The 20,643-nt window shown below is 64.2% G+C and carries 20 protein-coding genes and 1 pseudogene; 6 read left to right on the plus strand and 15 right to left on the minus strand.

Annotated elements, in window-relative coordinates; translation table 11 throughout:
• Positions 1-189 precede the first annotated feature (189 nt).
• From IFR14_RS21590 to IFR14_RS18525, 10 genes and pseudogenes are all read right to left on the minus strand, one after another.
• A pseudogene (locus IFR14_RS21590) lies at positions 190-558 on the minus strand (Swt1 family HEPN domain-containing protein); the annotation flags it as partial.
• A gap of 721 nt (positions 559-1,279) precedes the next feature.
• Positions 1,280-2,005, minus strand: coding sequence for a M48 family metallopeptidase (locus tag IFR14_RS18485; protein WP_191941886.1), 726 nt, complete (start codon positions 2,003-2,005; stop codon positions 1,280-1,282).
• The gene (locus IFR14_RS18490) at positions 1,992-5,081 is read right to left on the minus strand and encodes a type I restriction endonuclease subunit R (RefSeq protein WP_191941887.1); all 3,090 of its coding nucleotides are present in this window, start codon (positions 5,079-5,081) and stop codon (positions 1,992-1,994) included. Before IFR14_RS18490 ends, IFR14_RS18485 begins: the two co-directional genes overlap by 14 nt.
• A complete protein-coding gene (locus tag IFR14_RS18495; protein ID WP_249407043.1) occupies positions 4,993-5,814 on the minus strand; it encodes a TIGR02391 family protein in 822 nt (273 codons plus the stop codon). The genes IFR14_RS18490 and IFR14_RS18495 overlap by 89 nt, the downstream gene beginning before the upstream one ends.
• Positions 5,811-7,052 carry a hypothetical protein gene (locus tag IFR14_RS18500; protein WP_191941888.1) on the minus strand — a complete coding sequence of 414 codons (1,242 nt, stop codon included), beginning with the start codon at positions 7,050-7,052 and terminating at the stop codon, positions 5,811-5,813. The genes IFR14_RS18495 and IFR14_RS18500 overlap by 4 nt, the downstream gene beginning before the upstream one ends.
• An 11-nt stretch (positions 7,053-7,063) precedes the next feature.
• The gene (locus IFR14_RS18505) at positions 7,064-9,520 is read right to left on the minus strand and encodes a type I restriction-modification system subunit M (protein WP_342365743.1); all 2,457 of its coding nucleotides are present in this window, start codon (positions 9,518-9,520) and stop codon (positions 7,064-7,066) included.
• A gap of 477 nt (positions 9,521-9,997) precedes the next feature.
• Complete coding sequence (locus IFR14_RS18510; protein ID WP_191941889.1) at positions 9,998-10,243, minus strand: hypothetical protein; 246 nt, start codon at positions 10,241-10,243, stop codon at positions 9,998-10,000.
• Between the two features lie 110 nt (positions 10,244-10,353).
• Complete coding sequence (locus tag IFR14_RS18515) at positions 10,354-10,497, minus strand: hypothetical protein (protein ID WP_191941890.1); 144 nt, start codon at positions 10,495-10,497, stop codon at positions 10,354-10,356.
• Positions 10,498-10,632: 135 nt separating this feature from the next.
• Positions 10,633-11,217: a suppressor of fused domain protein gene (locus IFR14_RS18520; protein ID WP_191941891.1), complete on the minus strand. Its 585-nt coding sequence runs from the start codon at positions 11,215-11,217 to the stop codon at positions 10,633-10,635.
• 82 nt (positions 11,218-11,299) lie between these two features.
• Positions 11,300-11,794, minus strand: coding sequence for a MarR family transcriptional regulator (locus IFR14_RS18525; protein ID WP_191941892.1), 495 nt, complete (start codon positions 11,792-11,794; stop codon positions 11,300-11,302).
• A gap of 164 nt (positions 11,795-11,958) precedes the next feature.
• Between IFR14_RS18525 and IFR14_RS18530 the strand changes: the two genes are divergently transcribed.
• From IFR14_RS18530 to IFR14_RS18540, 3 genes are all read left to right on the plus strand, one after another.
• Complete coding sequence (locus tag IFR14_RS18530) at positions 11,959-12,765, plus strand: MBL fold metallo-hydrolase (protein WP_191941893.1); 807 nt, start codon at positions 11,959-11,961, stop codon at positions 12,763-12,765.
• Entirely contained in the window at positions 12,756-13,178 is a 423-nt protein-coding gene (locus IFR14_RS18535; RefSeq protein ID WP_191941894.1) for a nuclear transport factor 2 family protein, read from the plus strand. The genes IFR14_RS18530 and IFR14_RS18535 overlap by 10 nt, the downstream gene beginning before the upstream one ends.
• Positions 13,179-13,321: 143 nt before the next feature.
• The gene (locus tag IFR14_RS18540) at positions 13,322-14,029 is read left to right on the plus strand and encodes an MmpS family transport accessory protein (protein WP_191941895.1); all 708 of its coding nucleotides are present in this window, start codon (positions 13,322-13,324) and stop codon (positions 14,027-14,029) included.
• A 43-nt stretch (positions 14,030-14,072) separates the two neighbouring features.
• Here IFR14_RS18540 and IFR14_RS18545 read toward each other — a convergent pair whose 3' ends face one another.
• The 5 genes from IFR14_RS18545 to IFR14_RS18565 all read right to left on the minus strand — a co-directional run bounded on the left by IFR14_RS18545 (position 14,073) and on the right by IFR14_RS18565 (position 17,620).
• Positions 14,073-14,969, minus strand: a complete 897-nt coding sequence (locus tag IFR14_RS18545; RefSeq protein WP_191941896.1) for a DUF4190 domain-containing protein — start codon at positions 14,967-14,969, stop codon at positions 14,073-14,075.
• A gap of 115 nt (positions 14,970-15,084) precedes the next feature.
• Positions 15,085-15,642: an OsmC family protein gene (locus IFR14_RS18550; protein WP_191941897.1), complete on the minus strand. Its 558-nt coding sequence runs from the start codon at positions 15,640-15,642 to the stop codon at positions 15,085-15,087.
• A 121-nt stretch (positions 15,643-15,763) separates the two neighbouring features.
• On the minus strand, positions 15,764-16,096 hold the full coding sequence (locus IFR14_RS18555) for a hypothetical protein (RefSeq protein WP_191941898.1): 333 nt from the start codon (positions 16,094-16,096) through the stop codon (positions 15,764-15,766).
• Between the two features lie 116 nt (positions 16,097-16,212).
• On the minus strand, positions 16,213-16,740 hold the full coding sequence (locus tag IFR14_RS18560) for a cytochrome C5 (RefSeq protein ID WP_191941899.1): 528 nt from the start codon (positions 16,738-16,740) through the stop codon (positions 16,213-16,215).
• Positions 16,741-16,795: 55 nt separating this feature from the next.
• The gene (locus tag IFR14_RS18565) at positions 16,796-17,620 is read right to left on the minus strand and encodes a class I SAM-dependent methyltransferase (RefSeq protein ID WP_342365744.1); all 825 of its coding nucleotides are present in this window, start codon (positions 17,618-17,620) and stop codon (positions 16,796-16,798) included.
• 278 nt (positions 17,621-17,898) lie between these two features.
• Here IFR14_RS18565 and IFR14_RS18570 point away from each other — a divergent pair, with 278 nt between their 5' ends.
• The 3 genes from IFR14_RS18570 (at position 17,899) to IFR14_RS18580 (ending at position 20,617) form a co-directional block, all read left to right on the plus strand.
• Complete coding sequence (locus IFR14_RS18570; RefSeq protein WP_191941900.1) at positions 17,899-19,008, plus strand: DNA alkylation repair protein; 1,110 nt, start codon at positions 17,899-17,901, stop codon at positions 19,006-19,008.
• Between the two features lie 186 nt (positions 19,009-19,194).
• Entirely contained in the window at positions 19,195-20,025 is an 831-nt protein-coding gene (locus IFR14_RS18575; RefSeq protein WP_191941901.1) for a CPBP family intramembrane glutamic endopeptidase, read from the plus strand.
• Positions 20,026-20,029: 4 nt separating this feature from the next.
• Complete coding sequence (locus IFR14_RS18580) at positions 20,030-20,617, plus strand: TetR family transcriptional regulator C-terminal domain-containing protein (RefSeq protein WP_191941902.1); 588 nt, start codon at positions 20,030-20,032, stop codon at positions 20,615-20,617.
• The last annotated feature ends 26 nt before the right edge of the window (positions 20,618-20,643 follow it).

Here is a 20,643-nt window from a genome sequence, read left to right on the forward strand (position 1 = left end):
CCCTGAGCCTGTCGAAGGGCCCATCTCCCCACCGTCAGCCATCCCACCGAACGCAACCCCCTCAGTCCCTGCGCCCGCCCCTTCGTTCCCTGAGCCCACCCCACCGGTCCCTGAGCCTGTCGAAAGGCTCAACACCCGCCCCTTCAACTCCCCCACAACCGCAGCCTGCTCCGCGGCCCCAACGCTGTCCAACAGCAACTGCATCGAATCCAACGCCCGGTACGCCGACTGCTCCGTGAACCCGGCGTTGTGCGCCCAGGCGTTTCGAACCTCCCGAAGCTCACTCGCATACCCTCGAGCACTCCGAGACAGCACACGGTCGAACGGGTACCCCAGCTCCCCGATCCGCTCGGTCATCGCCCGAAGCATGAGTGACACGTCGGTCGCCGAGTACCGCCCGTGCCCGCCCCCGGCTGCGTGGTCCTTCTCCTCGATGATCCGAGTCCACTCGACACCGGGCACCGCCTCGGCGAACGCACCCTCGACGAGGGGGCGAAGCCCCAACCCAAGCTGCTCGAGCCCCTGGCCGACGGCGGAGTTGAGTTCAGAAGCGTCCACGTGTGGGGCCTTTCATCTGGTCGCGCGCGTTACAAGATTGCTTTCGCCTGCAAGACGGCGGCGGCCATTTCGGCGTTCAACTTCCGACCGGCCTGCCCCCGATATTCCGGACTCCAGAAGAGCCTCGGTTCAGGTCGGCTACACCGACCCTAACGAAAGGATGCGACATCTAGCCCACGACGCTTGCTCCTGTGATGACCCTCGGAGAGCACCGCGTCGCGCTCTCCGAGTGCCCCGCGCTCGTCGATCAGTACGACCTCGTCATCGCGCACCGCATGGACCATTACGAGCCTTGGCCTTCGGAGCAGCTGTCGGTCACGACGCTGCTGAGCGAGCCCTTCGATGTGGCGCTGTCCGTCGACCACAAATTGGCCAGCCGCTCGTCGCTCTCGGCAGACGAGCTCGCGGCCCAGTCGTGTATTGCGGCGCACGTGGGCTTCGCTCCGGACGTCGCGCTTAGCGTAAAGGGCAACCGAACCGTCATGAGCCGCCCTCCGACGTTTACAAAGCAGTCAGAGGAGCCGGTCATTTACCTAGCACGAATCGCGCAAGTCCAATCACGATCGACGCCTTGCTATAGGCGATCTCTCAGACGGGAGCAACGGGCGCGACCTAATCAACTCACCCCTAAGCGATGAGCGCGCGCGATGCTAAGCCAAGTGGGCACGTCGCGGAGAATCCACCAACCCTCCGGATTTCTCGCATTCAAGGAGCGTGAGCTTCATGCGGTCCAGTTCTCTTCCGCCAATGGTGCCCCGTTGAGCTCGTCGCGGCGTGAGCGCCAGTCCGGCAAGTTGCGATCCATCAGCGCTGCGAACTGTGCCCCATGATTTCGGTCGAAGTAGTGGGTGAGCTCGTGCACGACAATGTACTCGAGGCAATCTGGGTGCTTTTTGGCAAGCTCCAGGTTGAACCAGAGGTCGTGGGTCTCCCGGTTGCACGATCCCCATTTCGTCTTCATCTTTCGGATCGTCCACTTTGGCACGGTCACCTCGAGGCGTTGCTCCCAAGTGCTGATCAAGTCGGTCAAGGCCGATCGGAGCTGATCGCGGTACCACCGACCGAGGTAGGTGCGGCGCTGCTCGACCGACGCATTCGGCGCTATATACAGCGTGAGTCGATCGCCGTCGACCTCGACATGTGCGCGCCCGGGGCGCTCGACGACGTTCAGTCGTTTCCGAAGCCCCCAGACATAGTGCGACTCGCCCGTAACCATCTCGCGGAGGGACTGACGCGCGGCACCCTGGAGTTCCTTGCGTTGCCGCCGTATCCAACCGAGCCGCTGGATCACCGCCAATCGAATGTGCTCGTCGTCGAACCCCAACGGTGCTGCAACGCGAACACGACCCGCGGGTGGGTAGACACCGACGTGAAGATGCTTGATGTCCTTGCGGATGACGTCGATATCGAAACCGCGGACGGTGAGGTATGCGCTAGCGGTACTCATCGCGCGACCTCATGAGATCAAAGACGGCGTCGACTCTGACGTCACCATCAGGTAGCAAGCGGGCGATGGCCTGCCGGACCTGCTTGCGCTTCATCGGGTTGTCGATCCAGTCGTGCTTCTTCACGTTCCGCACTGCAGAGTCGATGGTGAAGGCGAGGTCGGCGTCGTCATCAAGCGTATCGATGAGCGCCGTCTGCCCGCCGTGCTTCGCCCACGTCGGGTAGCTCTTGCCAGTTTCCTTGGTGCCGAGCTGCTGTGCAGCGTCGAGGATCTTGGCAAGATAAGCCTCGTAGTCGAGGGCCCGTTTGCGTCGCTCTTCAAGGATCGCGTCGAGCAGTTCACTCATCCGGTCGTAGAACTTCGGATTCAGAGCATGCTCGTCGATGATGACTCTCCGCATGTTGTTGACGATGGTCTCCGCGACCGCATCCTTACTCTTCCTGATGCCGGCCGGGAGCTTGCCGATGGCGCCCGTAGGGCCGAGTTTCACGATCAGGTCGATGAGTCCCGTGTCCTCGAAGTTCGATACCACCTGGGACGCGCCGGCTTTGATGTAGGTATCAAGCAGGAAACGCATGTCAGCTTCGTACGCCTTGAAATCGACGTCTTCGCCCGCGGCGAGCTTCACCTCGGCGCGCACGTCGTTATAATGCGCGATTTCCTTCTTGATCTTCTCGACGTCTGCAGGACTGTAGCCCGCGTCGACCATGTCATTGGCGAAATTGGCGAATGCGCGGACAACGCCGGAGACCGCCTTGTAGAGCTCAACGCGCTTCGGCTCATTGGCTTTAGTCTGCGCGGCATCTCCTGCGTCCTTCGCGACGAAGTATGCTCGGTACTGATCCGTCCCCTTGGGCGGGAGCACCGCCTCGCAGAGCGCACGGATCCGCTCCAGGGCATCATTAAGATCATCCCGAGCCTTATCGATGCGCTCCGTCAGCAGCCCTTCGATGTCTTGCTTCTCGTACCCCTCAAGAGCGCCCGTCGTGTAGTCGTTGATCGCACTTTCGAGTGAATTGAACAGGTCCCGGTAGTCGACGATGTAGCCGTAATCCTTGTCGTCGCCATCGAGACGGTTGACCCGGCAGATTGCCTGGAACAGCCCATGGTCCTGCATCTTCTTGTCGATGTAGAGATAGGTGGCGCTCGGCGCGTCAAAGCCCGTTAGGAGCTTGTCCACCACGATGAGCAGCCGCATCTGGCCAGGCTCCTCGATGAACTGCTTCTTGACTGCCGCTTCGAACTCCTCGACGCGCCCCATTGCCGTGTCCTCGGATTCGTCGAAGTAGTCGGCCAGCATGCGGCGATAGATGTCGTACTGTGCGAGCTTCTCGGTCTTGCCAGCACCCGCGTCTTCTTTTGAGATCTCCGTGGCGTTCGGCTGATAGCTAGTGACGATCGCGCACTTGCCTTTGAAGCCCGCATTCACAAACATGTCGTAGAACTTACATGCCTGATAGATGCTGGCGCCAACGAGCATCGCGTTGCCGCGCCGGTCCATGAGGCGTGGCTTCGTCTCCATGTCGAGCAGGATGTCGGCAACGATCTGTTCTGCGCGGGACTTGCTGGATACGACCTTCTGCATCGTGCCCCAGCGCTTCTTGAGCTCGGCACGGGAGAGGTCAGTCATGCCCTTCGTTTTAGCTTCGAACCACTTGTCGACGTGGGCGGGTGAGGTGAGGTCCTGATCTATGTCGCGCGCTTCGTAGCGAAGGTCAAGCACGACGCCGTCGCTCACGGCCTCGTTGAACTTGTAGGTGTGGATGAACGACCCGAAGGTCTCGATGCTGGTCGCCTTGTCTGCTTTGAGGAGCGGAGTGCCCGTGAAACCGATGAACATCGCGTCCGGCAACAGTTGCTTCATAGCCCGGTGCATCTTGCCGGTCTGCGTGCGGTGCGCCTCGTCCACGAAGACGAAGATATTGCCTTTGGCGCGGAAGTCCTTCGGGAGCGCGGCATTGAGTTCAGCGATGTAGCCGTCGGTGTCTGTTCCCGCACTGTCGGTGTTGTCACGGAACTTGTGCACGAGCGACCCAATGAGCCACTCTTCGGAGGTGTTGAGTGTGGAGATGAGGTCGGCGCCGCTCTTGGTCCGGTAAATGGACTCATTGACGCCCTTAAACACTTTCTCGATCTGGTCGTCGAGCTCACTTCGGTCGGTGATGATAAGGACACGGGGGTCGGTGCCGACGTGAGATTCGCGGATCCACTTCGCCAGCCAGACCATAGTCAGGCTCTTGCCCGATCCCTGGGTGTGCCAGATGATGCCGCCCTCGCGCGATGCGATGCGTGCCTGTGCCGCCTTGACGCCGAAGTACTGATTGTGGCGCGGTCCCTTCTTGACTCCCTTGTCGAAGACGATGAAGTCGTGGGTCAGTTCAAGAAAACGATCCTTCGCGCACATCTGAAGTAGGGCACGATCGAGCAGCGAGTCGACGTCCGATTCTTCCTTCCATTCGAGCCAGTAACGCTCTGGCGTATCGATGACGCCGTAGCGAATCCCTTCGGCATCGTTGCCGGCGAACAGATACTGGACGGTAGCGAAGAACGGACGGATGAAGTCCTTGCTTTGATTGCCGATGGACTGGCGGATCCCCTCGGTCAGCGAAACCTTCGAGCGCTTGAGCTCCAAAACCCCGAGCGCCAACCCGTTGACGTAGAGCACGATATCCGGGCGCTTGGTGTGGTGGCCAAGGACCGAGACCTCTTCTGCGAGGGCGAAGTGGTTGACCGACGGGGTCTGCCAGTCGACAAGCCAGACGGTCTGCGTGGATTCACCGGCAGCTGCCTTGACCTTCACGCCGTAGCGGAGCAGCTGGTATACATCCCGGTTCGCCTCATAGAGGTTGTGGCCGACGCCTACCGCGGCGGCCTTCTTTAACTGCTCGATGGCGCGTGTGATGAGCACGTCGTCGTAGTTCCGAGCGCGCAGGCTCTGGGTAAGGAGGTCAGCCTCGATGCCGTTGGTGCGATTGCCGTCGTGCCAGTCACCGAGGTAGTCGTAGTCGAGCTGCTCCCTGAATAGCTTGACGACTCGGTCCTGCGTCTTCTTCTCGATCTGTCCCACTGTGCTCATGACGTCCCCCTGACTGCTCCACATTTGATTTATCTACCCAGCGCGCGAGCACGCTCAGCGCCGCCAGGTACTCAAGCGCAACCTGCTCGTACAATTCCTGATCCGCCTCATGCAAGAGCGGATTGCGGAGACCGGCGAAGACTCCCCCGGCGAACGCCATAGCGCCGCGCTGCAGCGACCGATAGGTGTCACGATCTTCGGGCGGCATCCGACGCAGGCGCGACTTGCCGGGCTTCGCTTCATCCCGCCAGAGGGTCTGCTGGAAGAGGTCCGTCTCGCTGACATCCCGACGCCCCACCTTGTTTTGCGTCTCGGCGTTGAGCTTCGTCACCGCGTCGCACACAACCTTGCACGTACTGCCCCGACTGCTCCAGCGACCGCGCACCGCTCCCGATCGATGGGCGGAGATCCGCGGCCGACAGATCTGTGCGCCGTCTCCGAGGTTCTGCGTTTCCTCTGCACGGAGGAGTTCCTTACAAGCGCGAATCGCTGCCTCGCAATGCTTCGCACAGCGACTGCTCGCCATCTTGCCTGTGAGTTCGTCCCTCCAGTTCGGAATGACGCGCGCCAGGATCCTCTCGGCAGTCTGCGCCTGCTTGGAGGTCTCTGCATCGGGCGCAGCCGCATAGTTCGCGGACGTGGTGAACCCATCACCGCTGCCGTTGTGCATCACGGTCCGCTCGATGAACTTGTCGAGCTGCTCGATTGCCCACTCTGTATTGATGCCGGTCATCTCGCTACCTCCGCTGGTAGCCGCACGCGGCCAGTGAGGAGCTGCTGCATCATGCCTTGTTTGATGGCGCGCATCTTGGCGAGGTGCACACCCAGCGCGGCGATCTCTTTGTCGGCGTCACGAAGGACAGTTGCGATCGCCCGTTGTTCGACGACCGCGGGCAGGCTGAGAACGACGCTTGAGACATGAGCTTTAGTTGTCGCGAGCACCTTCGTCCCCGCGGCGAGCCGCAGGAGCTGAGTACGGAACGATGGAATGAACTGCACGTACGCCTTGAAGCCGTCTGCGAGCACACGCTTCTCGAACCGCGCTGCGATGGTATGCAGGCCCGGAACAACGCCTTCGGGTGGAACCCCGGTAATCTCAACCGACTTGGCGACACCGTCAGGGTCCTCGGATGCATCCGCGAACACGAGGTCACCAACACAAAGGAGTCCAGCGCGTCCCGCGATCGCCGAACTCGCACGCGGCATCGGCGCCCGCGCCGCATCAAGCACTGTCGAACTGGTCATGTGGATGTCTCCGTAGTGCAAATATCGGAGCGCTGACGACGTGTCGAGCTGTGCACGCGACAGCGCGACATTCTTGACATAGCTGACGTGGTCACCGAGTCGTAGCTCGTCCCACTTTGCTGTGAATCCAGGCAATCGTGTGTGGCCTGTCAGGAGCTCCTGCATCATGCCGCGCTTGATCGCCTGCTTCTTCGCCAGTAGGCGCTCGAGCGTCGCGATCAGACGCTCGGCAACTGCGAGTGCGCCCCCTATAGCTCGTTGCTCGTCTGCATCCGGGGTCTCAATCTCAAGTGCGAGCACGCGGTCCTTCGGAATACTCTGCATACTCATGCTCGTTCCCGAAGCAAGCCCCCGGAGAAGCGCTGCGCCCGGCTCCGAGGCGAAGAAGTATGTCAGCCATCGCATATCCGTGCGCGCGCCCCGCTTCGACCGTGCTAGCCACAGCCGGTCAGGTAGGTAAAGGTTGCGGTAGGTCTTGTCCACGTACCCAACATCGCCGACCATGGCCGGCGTGTTCATTCGGCTCATAATGAGGCTTCCAGCAACGGGGTTACAGCGAGCACGTCCGCGATCGGCGGCGAGGATAGTTTTCACCTCATTTGGCAGGAATCGACCTTGATCCACAGCAGAGGTCTTCAGCACTGACGGCCCGAGGCCGGCACCATCAACCGAGCGCACACTCACGCCAGCAGCAAGTCCGTCGATCAAATCTGAGATGCGCCGCATTTCCCACCCACTCACGATGGGAGTCCCATTGCTGCCAAGTGCTTAGCGACGCCAGCCTCCAGTATTTCGAGTTCGGCATCCAGTTCGCTGACGGTCTCGGCATAGCGGCCACCGATCGCTGACACCCGCGCAACGAGCTTGAGCGTCAGATTGCTCACTGCGTCGTCAACGCGTTTACGCAAGGTGGAACGCCACTTGCCGTCAAGAACGATGGCTTTGACTTCATCGACCGAAAGCTCTCCGAACTTCCGCAGCACTTTCTCGTCGAGAGCAGCCTGGCGTTCTTTGGCCGCCTTCCGAGCTGCGGCCTCACTATCCACCAGCTCAAGCGCAATCTGAGCGCACTTGAGTGTCTCCCGGTCACCGCTAGCTCTCGCTTCTCGGATCAGCGCAGTGACGAGCTGCTTGGTATATGCACCCTTGTCGTTGATGGCATCGGCAAGAAGTCCTTCGTCAGCGCCGTGCTCTTCGGCGTGCTCAATGACTGCGGCGGAGGCTGACTCGAGCTTTGCGTTGAGAGCACCGACGACGGCCTCCTCATCCGAGAAGTAGCGAGCTACGATCAGGGACGGTGGGAGGAGGTCCATCTTGAACTTCTTCTTAGCGCGGCCGCTACCGATCTCAAGATCGGCGTCCTCACTGATCTTTCGCTCCTTGTCCTCGATTGTCGGGCGAGGCTTGGCGGTACTCACCCAAGATCCGCCGTTGCCAAGCTCGGTCATGAGCAGGTACACGTCGTCGTGCATGGTGTCGTTCCAGTAGCTCATGAGCTGCTGGTAGACGTCGTACTCGTCAAGCAGCGGCATGTCCTTGAACCGCGTAAGCAGGTCATCCCCGAGACCACGGATCAAGTCACTCGGCTTCGTGTCGGCAGTGATGGCGAGCAGCGCTGCGCGGTGCGCTTCGAACCATGCGTCCACGACCTCCTTGACGTTCGCGCGGATGGCCTCGAGCCCGCTGCGATGGAGGGCGTACTCCTGCACCTCGGATGGGTCGACGTTCAGCTTCGAGTAACCTTCGCGGAGAGGCTCGAACAACGCACTCTTCAGCGAGGGTAGTGCATCCCAGTATTTCTGTAGCGCCTCGATATCGCGGTTGGGGATCCCCCCATGCAGGTGCGCCGACAGATCCTGAATATCCTCGGGTTCCGAGCTGTCGATGTAGCGCGGGATGTTGAGGTTGTAGTCGTTTTTCGGATGGGCGATATCGCTCATCGGTACGATGCGGGAGTATCCGTCGATCGGCAGCTGACGGTTGAAGGTGTCAACTATTCTGTGGATGTCCTGGTCACGGAGGCGGTTCTTGTTACCGTCCTTGACGAAGCCCTTGCTTGCGTCCACCATGAATACGCCCTTGCGACCGACAGCGTTCTCTTTGTCGAGGAGGACGATACACGCCGGGATCCCGGTGCCGTAGAAGAGGTTCGCCGGCAGACCGATCACGCCCTTAATGAAGCCACGCTTGAGAAGTTCCCGACGGATGTTACCTTCCGCGTTACCGCGGAAAAGGACGCCGTGGGGCAAGATGACGGCCGCTTTGCCCTCAGATTTCAAGGATGCGAGGGCATGAAGGAGGAACGCGTAGTCGCCGTTCTTCTCGGGCGGCATGCCGTACTCGAACCGATCGAAGTCCTCCTCGAGGCCATTGCTCCACGACTTGATAGAGAATGGTGGGTTCATCACGACGTAATCGAACGTCTTCAATGTCTTGCCGTTGGTGAACTGCGGGCTCGTGATTGTGTCGCCCTTGAGAATCTCCGCAGTCGCGTTGCCATGCAGGATCATGTTCATTTTGGCGAGAGCCCAAGTCGCGTTGTCCTTCTCCTGGCCGTAGATCGTCATCCCTCGAGGAGCCTCAGCTGCAGCCTTCAGCAGCAGGGATCCTGATCCACAGGCCGCGTCGTAGACCGTCTCATCCTGGCGCGTCGAGTTATTGATGCCAACGACTTTCGCGAGGACGCGCGAGACCTCGGCAGGTGTATAAAACTGCCCCTTGCTCTTGCCGGATTCTGTGGCGAAGTGACGCATCAGGTACTCGTACGCGTCGCCCAGCAGGTCGTCGCCTTCTGCCCGGGAACCACGAAAGTCCAGGTCGCGGAAGATAGTCACGAGCTTTGAGAGGCGGTCCTGCATCTCTTTGCCGTTGCCAAGCTTCTCCGGGTCGTTGAAGTCTGCCTGGTCGATGACGTTACGAAGTCCGTTGGCGTCGGCCAACTTGCCGATGATCTTGTTGAAGCGGTCACCGATCTCTTTGTCGTTTTTCGCGGCGAACATGTCGTCGAACGAGCCACCCTCGGGCACCTCGATGAGACTGTCTGGGTCCGACTTCGCTTTGTCCGAGACGTACTTCATGAACAGCATGGTCAGGATGTAGTCCTTGTACTGGCTCGCGTCCATTCCGCCGCGGAGCTGGTCACAGCTCGCCCAGAGAGAGCCATAGAGGTCTGACTTCTTGAGGGCCACTACCACGTCACCACCTTCGGCGACCGGCCGGTCGCACGGTGATCGACAAGGCGCTCCTCAGGTGAAAGCTTCGCTCGATTGAATGTGGCTCGGATCATGTTCAGTGGTTCCTCCTACACGCGTCTGAGCGCGCATTACAGCTACTTCTCCTAGGACTGCTCCCAGGCTATCGGGGCACGCGGACGCCGCCGAGGATGCATTCAATTCGGGGTGGCGCGCGACCAGGAGACTCCTTACAACACGTCAGTCTTAGCTGCCTCATTCATACCCTGAACTGGTATTTTGGACTACTACATAACGCCTTCCAATTGGAGTACTGCTGGTCGTTACCTCGTCGTCACTGGCGACCGGAACGCCAGCTGCAACTATTTCAGCTACATGCAGCGATGAAGCCCCGCTGGCGCAAATCTAGCAGCGACTCGGCGGCTCTCCTGCGGCTTTTAAGGCGTTCACCTCGACGACCTCGTCTGAGAGTCGCTCTCGCTACCGCACGGCACACGAACTTCGGCTCCCAGCGCCTGTGCGCCTCGCTGAGAACGACCTCCACGGCTCCAGCTTCTCCACCGTGGAGAACTTGATCGACTCAACACCCTCTTCGCCGCCCTGGTCGGGCTCGACCTTGACGGCCTCGAATGCGAGGTCGGCGTCGCGCTGCGCGAGCACCAAGCCGTCGGGGAACTGCTTCGGCGCGTCGAACGGGAGCAGGACGGCGTCGATGACGACGATCATCTCTCCGGCGCCACCCTGTCGAGCAGCACCTTCCACTCCACCGTCGGCGTCGACATGACCCGCTGCGGCAAGTCGGCGAGCTCCCCCGGCTCCGGCTCGCCCTCTTGCCCCTAGGGCTCGGGGTCCGGGTCGACGTTGAGCATGACCTTGGCGTCGATTGCGTCGAAGCGGGCCAGCCCATAGACGAAGGTGTCCTCGATCTGCGGCGAGGCGACGAGGCCTCGATGCGTGAACTCTTCAGCCAGCGCAGTCAATGATGCAGTCCTGCGCGCCAGCTATCGCAATGCCTTCGTACGGCGCGAGAGCGTGGTACGAAGCGATCTGACGCGCGGACCACATGTCTCACGACACCGCCACCTGACGAGCGCCAACGCGTGTAGCACAAAGCTCTAGCCGCAGAACTTCGCCCATTCCCCGAACCGCTCGCCTCGCTCCACATCCAACATCCCATCCACCGAACCCACCTCGGCAACGAGCGCATCCCACCCACGCTCCCCCGCGACCGCGGCCTCACCGTCGGTGAGCAACCGCAGTGTCCGCACGTGCCCGACCACCTGGCCGGCCTCGTTCCGGATCTCGTCGAACGATGCACCCCAGCGCGACGGCGTCACCAGGAGCGCGGAGATCTCCGTCCCGTTGAGGAACGGTGTCCCGTTGCGCCACGGAGCGAGCACCGGGGGCACCCGGCGGTTGGTCGCGATCTCGTTGATCACGATCCGCAGCGCGACCATCGCGGCACCCTGCTGACCGTCGACGACCTCCACCGCGAGCTCGATCCGCTCACCGGAGTCGGTCTCGAGCCGGGACACCCCGGACGTGAGGATCGTCACCGGCCCATCCTCGGGTCGCTTCTCGATCACCATCACGGACCCGCCGATGCGGTCTTTGAACACGATCGGGTCCAAGCCGAGGGCATCGAAGATGTGGAGCGGGAAGGCGTTTTCGCCCGGGACGAGAGGGACATCGTTGCTCATGCGGCGAGCCTAGCCAAACAGGTGATCGGCGAACCAGAGGGCAGGCACCGAGCCCACAGATCGAACTGGAGCCGAGCCGCCCCTACGGCATCACCGGCAGCGCCCCCGAGGCGTGCTTGCTCAACAGCTTCACCGACTCCTCGAAGACCGCACGATTCTCGGCCGGCAGGACGGAAAGCAGCAGCCGCTCGATGTTCCGAGCATGCAGACCAGCAGCCTCGACGACCGCCCGCTCACCCTCCGCCGTCAACTCGATGAGCTGCACCCGGCCATCGTCGGCAGAGGCCCGGCGACTCACCAGCCCCTGCTCGACGGCGCGATGCACGAGCCGCGTCGCCCCACCGGACGTCACGACCTTCGCCTGTGCGATGTCCCGCACCGACAGCCCGCCGACACCCGCCCGGCCAACGATCAGCAACAGCTCGAACAGCGAATGGCTGAGACCGGTCTGCTCTTCGAGCTCCTTGCCCAGCAGGTACTCGAGCCCGTTCGCCGCACCCAACAGACGACCGAACACCAGGATGCGCGCATCACTCGCCGCGTCCTTCGCCGAAGCGAACTCGTTCTCAGTCGTCACGTCTCCACAGTAGACGCCGGGGGCAGGCCGCCGATCGGTCGGGAGATCTTCGTCCAAAGATCAGGAATAGCTGACGAGTCAGCTTTTGTTGTAGCTTCATGTACGCCGCACCGCGGCATCGACTCGGGCGCACCGAGCCTCGTCCAACCGAAGGATCCACCACCATGACGCTCAACTTCGACGTCTTCGACCTCGACTTCCCCGCCGGTTCGAAGAACAAGTCCGCCGTCCTCGTGACCGGCGAAACCGAGGCGCTCCTCGTCGACGCCGGCTTCACCCGTGCCGACGGCCACCGCCTCGTCGCGGCCATCCTCGACTCCGGCAAGACGCTCACCACGGTGTTCGTCAGCCACGCCGACCCCGACTTCACCTTCGGCCTCGAGGTCGTCGCAGACGCCTTCCCCGACGCAGCGCTCGTCGCCACCCCCATCGTCATCGAGCACATCAACGCGTCGTTCGACGGCAAGCTGACCGCCTGGGCCTCCCTCGGCGCGAACCTGCCGACGCGACTCGTCCCCCTCACCCCGCTCAGCGGCGACGCACTCGTCGTCGACGGCCAGCGCCTCGAACTCAAGGGCGCTTCAGCCGCCCTCCCGGACCGCCAGTACCTCTGGAACGCGGAGCACCGCGCCATCCTCGGTGGCGTCCTCCTCTTCCAGCAGGAGCACGTGTGGACCGCAGACACGGCGACGCCGGAACTCCGCGCAGCCTGGATCGAGCTCCTCGACGAGATGCAGGCCCTCGACCCGCAGCTCGTGATCGCCGGCCACCGCCTCCCCGACACCGCGAACGACGCGACCGCCATCGACTACACGCGCTCGTACCTGCAGGCGTTCGAGACGATCGTCGCGGCGTCCGCCGATGGTGCGGCCGTGACGCAGGCGCTCGTCGAGCAGTACCCGTCCTCGGGCATGCTCATCGCCGCCCAGATCGGACCGAAGGTCGCGAAGGGTGAGATGACATGGGGCTGAACGAGACCACCACGACCGAGCCGTCCTCGGCACCACGAGACGTCGTGCGGAGGCAATACCTCGCCTCCGCCGCCGGCGACCTCGACGCACTGCGCGCGACCCTCGCCCCCGATGTCGAGTGGACCGAGATGACCGGCTTCCCGCTCGCCGGAACGTACCGGACGCCGGAGGGCGTCACGAGCAACGTGATGGAACAACTCGGCGCGGACTGGGCCGACTGGACCGCGCACGACGACACCTACGTGGTCGACGGCGAGAACGTCGTGGTGCTCGCCCGGTACACGGCGACGCATCGCGGCACGGGTAAGGAGCTGAACGCCCGGGTGGCCCACCACTTCGTCGTCCGCGGTGGACTCATCGTGCGCTTCGAGCAGTTCGTCGACACGGCCCTCGTGCGCGACGCGAGCCGGTAGCGACGGGCGCGAGCAACCCGAGGGGCGGGGCTGACACGCCCCGCCCCTTCGCTGTCGACATGGACCGCGAACCGAAGACGGCAGTGATCCAGAGCGTCGACCTCGGTACGGTGGAACCAACGCAGCAGAGAGGCACCACGCGCATGTCGTATTCGAATCAGCCGCCCGCCCAGAACCAGCCCTACCCGTTGCCCGTGCCCGGCCCGGCTCCGGTGAAGACCGGCAAGCGCGGCAACGGCCTCGGCATCGCCGCACTCATCGTCGGCGGGTTCGCGCTCATTGGGGCGTTCATCCCGATCCTCAACTACGTCGCTGGGTTCGTCGGACTCGTCGGCCTCGTCCTCGGCATCATCGCGCTGTGCCTCAAGAACCGGAAGAAGGGCTTCGCCGTCGCCGGCACGATCGTCTCGGCCATCGCGATCGTCCTGAGCATCATCCTCGCGATCACGTACACAGCCGGGTTCGCCGGACTCGTCAGCGACGCCGTGAAGACCGCCGAAGCGAAGTCCTCCGAAGCCGCCAACAAGGAGATCTCGATCGTCTACGAGGTCAACGGCACTGCCACCGACGCCTCCATCACCTACTCCACGTACTCGGCCGGCAGCAGCAGCACCGAGCAGTCCTCCGGTCAGGCGCTCCCATTCATCAAAGAGCTGACGGTCAAGGCCGGCCAGCAGTACGACTTCGCCTCCTACTCCCTCCAGGTGCAAAACGGCGCGGAGGACACCGGGTCCGTGAGCTGCAAGATCACCGTCGACGGCGACGTGGTCGCCGAGCAGACGTCGACGGGCGCGTACGCGACGGTGTCGTGCTCCGCGTCGGGTGCCGACGGGGTGACGGAGAACAAGTAGCGCGGGCTACGAAAGCGCCTCCAGATCAGCAGACAGATCGCTGTTAGTACTCTTGGGCCGGAAGCAGCTCGGCTTGGAGCACTTCGAACAGTGGGACGGTAGTGTTCCCACCAATCTGAGTGTCGTAGCTATAACTGCCCAGAATCGTCACCCACATTTTCACATGGTCTCCCTCAACAAGCGGATCGAAAATTGGGCAGTCGGATTCCCCGTCGCCTGAGGTCGCCAGAGTGTTCTGACCGTAGTCGTAAGAGAATTCGGTCTGAGCCGCTCCAGCGCTGACCAGCATGTTGCAGCGACCAGTGGCAGAGTCGAGCTGAGTGATGGACCCGAAGACGATGAGGTTGGTGCCGATGTAGGCGTCTGGGTCCTTAGCGATGAGCGCAAACGTGCGTTCGTCCGTAGGAGCGAACGTAGACAGATCCGGTGCCGCCGGCGCAGGCGGCGGAACCGCCGTCGGCTCTTCGGTGATCGCTGGTGCCTCTGCGTCAGGAGTTTCGCTGGCACTGGTGGAACTGTCAGGGGCCTTCGCTTGGGTGCTGTCGAACCCAGCCATGAATGAGCTGAAGGCAAGGGTGATGATCAACGCCGTAATGAGCCCAAGGCTGCCAAGAATGGTGCCCACAAGGGCCATCCATCGAGTCTGCTTCTTGACCAGCGCAACGATACCCACAACAACTGCGGCCAGCCCAAGCATGACCCCCAGGACCGGAACCCAGGGAAGGAGAAAGGCTGCGATGCCCAGAATGAAGGCTGTCAGAGCGAGACCGCTGGAGGGCTTTGGCTTCTGACCCGGCGGATATCCTCCGTACGGATGTTGAGCCTGCGGGTTCGGGGCATACGGCTGCTGCTGCCCACCATACTGTGACTGCCCATGCGGGTTCGGCGTGTATGGGGGAACCTCATTCGGAGTCGCCCCCGCAGACTCTGGTGTGCTCATACGCCGAGCTTAGAGGTGGTTGACCACCTTGCTCGGCCCCTGGATGGAGCTAGTCCTCGACGACAGGGGGAAACTCCCACCCCTGAAGCGAAACTGTCTCCGACGCGCAGATCGATCAGCCCTTCGAGACGGTGATCTCCACCGGCGTCGGGTTCTGAAACAGGTCGAGCACCGGGCAGTGCGCATCGACCGCGGCGCGCAGCTCCTGGTAGCGGTCCTCGGTCTCGGGGCCGGTGATGTTGATGTTCAGCCGGATCGTCGAGAACCCCGCGCGAACCTCGTCAGTGATGCCGAAGAGGTTGCGCACGTCGAGGTCGCCCTCCGCTTCGACACCGATGTCGTCGACCTGGATGCCCAACGCGCTCGCATACAACCGGTAGACCACGATCTGGCAGGAGATGAGCGCTCCGAGCGCGAACTCGACTGGGCTCGCCGCCACATCGTCACCGGCCAGCGCAGGCGGCTCGTCGACGAGGAAGCGGTGCTTGCCCGCGGTGATCTCGCTCGCGACCGAGCCCTCGCCGGAGCCGGAGACACGGTAGGTGAGCGCCGCACTCGATGGCGCAGAGGCGATGCGCTCGGACCATGAGGCGCCGGCGGCGGCGAGGCGGTCCGCGCGCTCGGTTGCGGAGACGGAGGGGACGGGGCCCAGGTCGTTCGTGAGGAGAGTCATGCGGACAGTGTCGGCGGTGTGAGCGGTTCCTGGCCAGCGTCCGGTGTCACAACTCGTCACGAAGTCGACGGCACCGGCCTCAGGGCGGCCGGAACGTCACAACTGACCGGGCGACTCGCAGTCAGTACCGCCACTCCCAAGCGGGATTCGTCGACAGTTCGAAACCCAGGACCATGATGGCGGCGACACCGGCTCCGAGCGCAGCGAGCAGCGCTCCTCTCGCGACCGATCGCGGACGCGCGGCGCAGATGCCCGCGGCGACAGCGACGGCCGCGAGGAGAAGCACCGTGGTGAGCAAGCCAGGCAGGTCGACTTCCAGGAACTGGCAGCTCATCGGATACGACTCGCGGCAGCCGCCGTCGAAGTTCGTGACGAACAGCAGGATGAGCGCGATGTAGAGGGCGGTCAGGCCGAGGACTGCCCAGAGGACGGGTTGTCGAACGACGCGCGTCAACCGTGCCCATGTCAGCCCTTCGACAAGCTCAGGGACCGGGGATGTGCAGGTCACGGACACCCCTCCGACACGCTCACGGACCGGAGGAGCCGCCATTCCGGCGACCGACGCCGCACTCACATCGAGAGGCGGCGCACCAGCTCCTCGACGGTCGAGAACTTGATCGACTCGACGCCCTCTTCGTCGTCGTCGTCAGCCTCGACCTCGACGGCCTCGAACGCGAGGTCGGCGTCGAGCTGCACGAGCACCGAGCTGTCGGGGAACTGCTTCGGCGCGTCGAACGACAGCAGCACGGCGTCGATGAAGACGATCACCGAGCGCAGCACGAGGTCGTCACGCAGGTCGGCGGTCTCGATGACCTCGTCCGACTCGACGGCCTCTTCGATCTCCGACGCCACCCGGTCGAGCAGCACCTTCCATTCCGCCGTGGGCGTCGAGAGGACCCGCTGCGCCAAGTCGGCGAGCGCCGCCGGCTCCGGCTCGCCCTCCTGCTCCTCGGGCTCGGGGTCGACGTTGAGCATGACCTCGGCGTCGATCGCGTCAAAGCGGGCGAGCCCGTAGACGAAGGTGTCCTCGATCTCCGGTGAGGCGACGAGGCCCCGACGGGTGAGTTCTTCGGCCAGGGCAGTCAGCGATGCAGTCATGCGCGCCAGGCTATCGCGACCGGGTGAACGGAGGCGGAACATTGGTCGGCCGCCGCTACTCCTTCGTGGCGTAGATCCGGAACCGGCGCTGCGTCACGGTGATGGGGGCTGCAGTGTTCAAGTCGGAGAGTCGCTGAGCGTGCGCTTGCACGGTGAAGTCGGGAGCGTCCCACGGGACGAGGCCGACGTAGGTGACGAGGGCGACAGCATCCTTGAACTGCATCGATCCCTCCCAGTGGTCGACCTGGTCGATCCGCATCCCCACTTCCCGCAGAGCCTCCGCGTGGGCATCCACGGTGACATCGGGGTGGGTGTACTCGCTCCCGAACCATTCATGGATCTGGGGCGCGTCGAAGCCGTCAACCTGTTGGGTCAGGAACCTGCCGCCGGGGGCCAAGACGCGGGCGACCTCGGCCGCGTCGTAGGACTCGTGCCGAGACATCACCAGATCCTGGCACTGATCAGGGAGGCCGAGGACGTCGTCAGCATCCGAGTCGTACTGCAGCACCGCGACGTGGCGGGGTGCGAGCTGCGCTCTCGCTACGGGGACGTTGGGTGGCCATCCTTCAGTAGCGACGACCACGGGCGGCTGTGCGGACTCTTGGGAGAGCGATTCCAGGAGCGCGGACAACCGCTCCCCACCGCCCGTTCCCAGATCCAGGGCTCCGATGCGAGAGTCGCGCAGCGCCTGCAGGCAGTCGGTTTCGAAGTCCCACCACGGACTGTCGGAGATGAGTGCGCCATCCAGCCGAGAGAAGTCCCATCCAACCATCTGCGCTTCGGCATGTGCCGCGTTGAGGCGTTCGAGGAGGTCGTGATCAGCTCCGTGGAGCCCGCCGCTGAGCTGCTGGGAGTGCTGTTGTCGGTCGCCGATCGTCACGTTCCGAGTCTGACACTGGGCCGGTTGGGTGTCGACCCGACCTCGGTGATCTCCGCGGCAGTGCCGAGCGCAGCAAGGCCCAACCATGCTGAGTTTCCCGAATGTGTTGCGAATCGGGCGACGTTGGAACACATTCAGGCGACTCAGCACAGGTGGCGGCGCCCAAGCATCTTGAGTCGCCCAGATCTGTTGCAGATTGCGCGGAGTCGGAACACATCCGGGCAACTCAACTCAGCCCCGACCCCTTGCCTGTCAGCGGCACACGCCATGATCGCCGTATGCCCTTCGCAGACGAGCTCCTCGGCACCGCCGTCGCCCGCACCCTCACCCGCTCGCTTCAGGAGGCCGCGCCGGGCAGCCCGTTCGGGGCCACGGCCCATGCAGCCGAGCACCTCGACGGTCTCGCGCTCCGCGAGCGCGCCGACCTCCTGCGCGACGCCGTGCTCGAGGACGTCCCGGGCGACTACGCGACGCTCGCCGGCATCATCCGCACCGCCCAGGCGACGAACCCCGCGTTCACCGGCTGGCTGATCTGGCCGGTGACGAGCGCCGTCGCGGCCCGTGCAGTCGACGAGAGCACCCCCGACGCCTTCGACGACGCCATGCGACTCCTCGCCGAACTCACCGAGCGCCTCAGCGCCGAGTTCGCCATCCGCACCCTGCTCCGCCACGATCTCGACCGCGCGCTCGCCATCGTCCTCGACTGGACCACCTCCGACAACGAGCACGTCCGCCGCCTCGCCAGCGAGGGCACCCGCCCCTACCTGCCGTGGGCGGTGCGCGTGCGGGAGATCGTCGCGAACCCGGGCGTCACCGTCCCGATCCTCGATGCCCTCTACCGCGACCCGAGCGAATACGTTCGCCGGTCCGTCGCCAACCACCTCAACGACCTCAGCCGCGACGACCCGGACCTCGTCGTCGCCACAGCGAACCGCTGGCTGGCCGACCCCGACGCCAACACCCCGGTACTCGTCCGCCACGCGCTCCGCACCCTCGTGAAACGCGGTGACCCGGGCGCTCTCGCGGCTCTCGGCTTCGCCGCGGCGACGACGGAGGTCGAGGGCTTCGCGGTCGATAGCGCCCACATCCCGTTCGGCGGAACGGTCCGGTTCGTCGCGACCGTACGCAACACCGGCACCGAGACGGCCCGCCTCGCGATCGACTACGTCGTCCACCACCAGAAGGCGAACGGCTCGCAGACGACGAAGACGTTCAAGCTGACGACGACCGAGCTGGCGCCCGGCGAGCACATCCTTCTCACCCGCGAGCACTCGTTCCGCGCGATCACTACCCGTCGCTACCACCCGGGTGCGCACGGGATCGCGCTGCAGGTGAACGGGGTCGCGACCGAGCCGCTGGCGTTCGAGCTGCTGCCGCCGGTGGAGTGAGGCGAACGGCCCCACGGCCGAGCTCCGGTCCCTGAGCCGGTCCAAGGGCGCACTTCGACAAGCTCAGTGACCGAGGAGGGTACTCAGAGACCGAGGAGGGCGCTCGGTGACGGCCTGGGCGGGCCGCCCCGCACCCGACCGCATCCGGTAGTCACACCGCTCGGAATACATGTGTATTCTTACGCTATGCCTCCTCTCCCCGTCTCTGCCTCGGCACCGGCCCCCTCCCCCGAGCAAGGACCGCCTGGCGACCACCACATCGCGAGCTGGCGCGTGCGCGCGCCGTGGCTCGCCGCCATCGCCTTCGCACTCGTCCCCGTGGTGTTCACGGCCGGCGCGTCAACAGCAGCGCAACTCTCCGGGGCGAGCGAGGCCGGAGCAGCCCTCACGCTCGCCGCCGGGGCCGCCGTCTCCGCGATCCTCGGCCTGGTCGTCATGCGCCTGTCGCCGCCTCGAGTCCGCGACTACGGCTTCCGGCGTCCGCGGCGAGCGCGCGCCGCACTCTGGTTCGTCCCGGCGGCAGCCACCGTCCTGATCATCCCCTCCCAAGGCATCCGGGTCGACGCACCGACCATCGCAGCGTATGGAGTCCTCGTCGTCGCTGTCGCGCTGAACGAGGAGACCTGGTTCCGCGCCATCGTGTTCGCGATCCTCCGCGCACGCAGCACCCGCACTGCTGTCGTCGGCAGTTCCGTCCTCTTCGGTGTCCTGCACCTGGCGAACCTTGCGGGCGGTGCGGACGTCGGTTCCTCCATCCTGCAGGTGGCGTTCGCAGCCCTGTTCGGCTTCGTCGCCGCCCAACTCCTCGTGCTCACCGGCAGCCTCTGGCCCGCGATCGCCTGGCACGCCACCTGGAACTTCGTCAGCTTCATCGGCGGCGACTCGACCGACGACCGGTCGCTCATCGGACTCGGCGCCGCCTGCGTCGTCATGCTCGGCTACGCGGTGTTCCTCGGGCGCCGAACGTCCTCGCGGCCGGACGGCGCAGCGACGATCGACGCCCCAGCCCTACCCTGAGAACGTGGACCTGACCGAGCGCCAAACCCAACTCGCCGACGCGGCGCTGCGGATCGTCGCGCGGTCCGGCCTGGGCGCCCTGTCGTTCCGCGCCGTCGCGAGTGAGGACGACTGCTCGCTCGGTTCCGTGCAGAAGGCGTTCCCGAGCAAGCAGCGGATGGTGGCGGCGGCGTTCACCCGACTCCGCGACACGTCGGCGCCCCTGCCACCCGGCGAACCGGGCCGCCCGAATCTGCGGCAGTGGCTCGTCGACCTATTCATCGGCGTCCTCCCGCTCGACGAACCACGCCGAGCCGCACACCGCCAGGGCGAGGTGTTCGCGCAGGTCGCGCTCGTCGATCCGGACATCGCCGCCGCCATCGCCGAGAGCGACGCCCGACTCCGCGGGCTCATCGCCTCGCTCGTGGCACGCGGGCGTGCTGAGGGCGAGATCCCCGCGTGGGTCGATCCCGACACCGCCGCCTGGGCCGTCTGGGCGCTCGCGGGCGGCGTCGCCTCCCAGCTCACCTACGATCCCGAGCTGGAGGACGAGGTCCGCAGCCGACTCGACGCGGCGATCGGCGCCCTCCTCGGCGTCGCGTCCACCGACTGACGCGACCGCGTGGCGGGATCCGCTGA

It is taken from the genome of Plantibacter sp. CFBP 8775 (assembly GCF_014839505.1).
GTDB lineage: Bacteria > Actinomycetota > Actinomycetes > Actinomycetales > Microbacteriaceae > Plantibacter > Plantibacter auratus.

Excerpts from the sequence above, each read along its gene's own strand:
- IFR14_RS18485 (WP_191941886.1), bottom strand. The coding sequence starts at position 2,005 with ATGAGTACCGCTAGCGCATACCTCACCGTCCGCGGTTTCGATATCGAC.
- IFR14_RS18540 (WP_191941895.1), top strand. The coding sequence starts at position 13,322 with ATGTCGTATTCGAATCAGCCGCCCGCCCAGAACCAGCCCTACCCGTTG.
- IFR14_RS18575 (WP_191941901.1), top strand. The coding sequence starts at position 19,195 with ATGCCTCCTCTCCCCGTCTCTGCCTCGGCACCGGCCCCCTCCCCCGAG.
- IFR14_RS18560 (WP_191941899.1), bottom strand. The coding sequence starts at position 16,740 with ATGACTGCATCGCTGACTGCCCTGGCCGAAGAACTCACCCGTCGGGGC.
- IFR14_RS18520 (WP_191941891.1), bottom strand. The coding sequence starts at position 11,217 with ATGAGCAACGATGTCCCTCTCGTCCCGGGCGAAAACGCCTTCCCGCTC.
- IFR14_RS18490 (WP_191941887.1), bottom strand. The coding sequence starts at position 5,081 with ATGAGCACAGTGGGACAGATCGAGAAGAAGACGCAGGACCGAGTCGTC.
- IFR14_RS18495 (WP_249407043.1), bottom strand. The coding sequence starts at position 5,814 with ATGACCGGCATCAATACAGAGTGGGCAATCGAGCAGCTCGACAAGTTC.
- IFR14_RS18530 (WP_191941893.1), top strand. The coding sequence starts at position 11,959 with ATGACGCTCAACTTCGACGTCTTCGACCTCGACTTCCCCGCCGGTTCG.
- IFR14_RS18570 (WP_191941900.1), top strand. The coding sequence starts at position 17,899 with ATGCCCTTCGCAGACGAGCTCCTCGGCACCGCCGTCGCCCGCACCCTC.
- IFR14_RS18550 (WP_191941897.1), bottom strand. The coding sequence starts at position 15,642 with ATGACTCTCCTCACGAACGACCTGGGCCCCGTCCCCTCCGTCTCCGCA.
- IFR14_RS18510 (WP_191941889.1), bottom strand. The coding sequence starts at position 10,243 with ATGATCGTCGTCATCGACGCCGTCCTGCTCCCGTTCGACGCGCCGAAG.
- IFR14_RS18500 (WP_191941888.1), bottom strand. The coding sequence starts at position 7,052 with ATGCGGCGCATCTCAGATTTGATCGACGGACTTGCTGCTGGCGTGAGT.
- IFR14_RS18535 (WP_191941894.1), top strand. The coding sequence starts at position 12,756 with ATGGGGCTGAACGAGACCACCACGACCGAGCCGTCCTCGGCACCACGA.
- IFR14_RS18545 (WP_191941896.1), bottom strand. The coding sequence starts at position 14,969 with ATGAGCACACCAGAGTCTGCGGGGGCGACTCCGAATGAGGTTCCCCCA.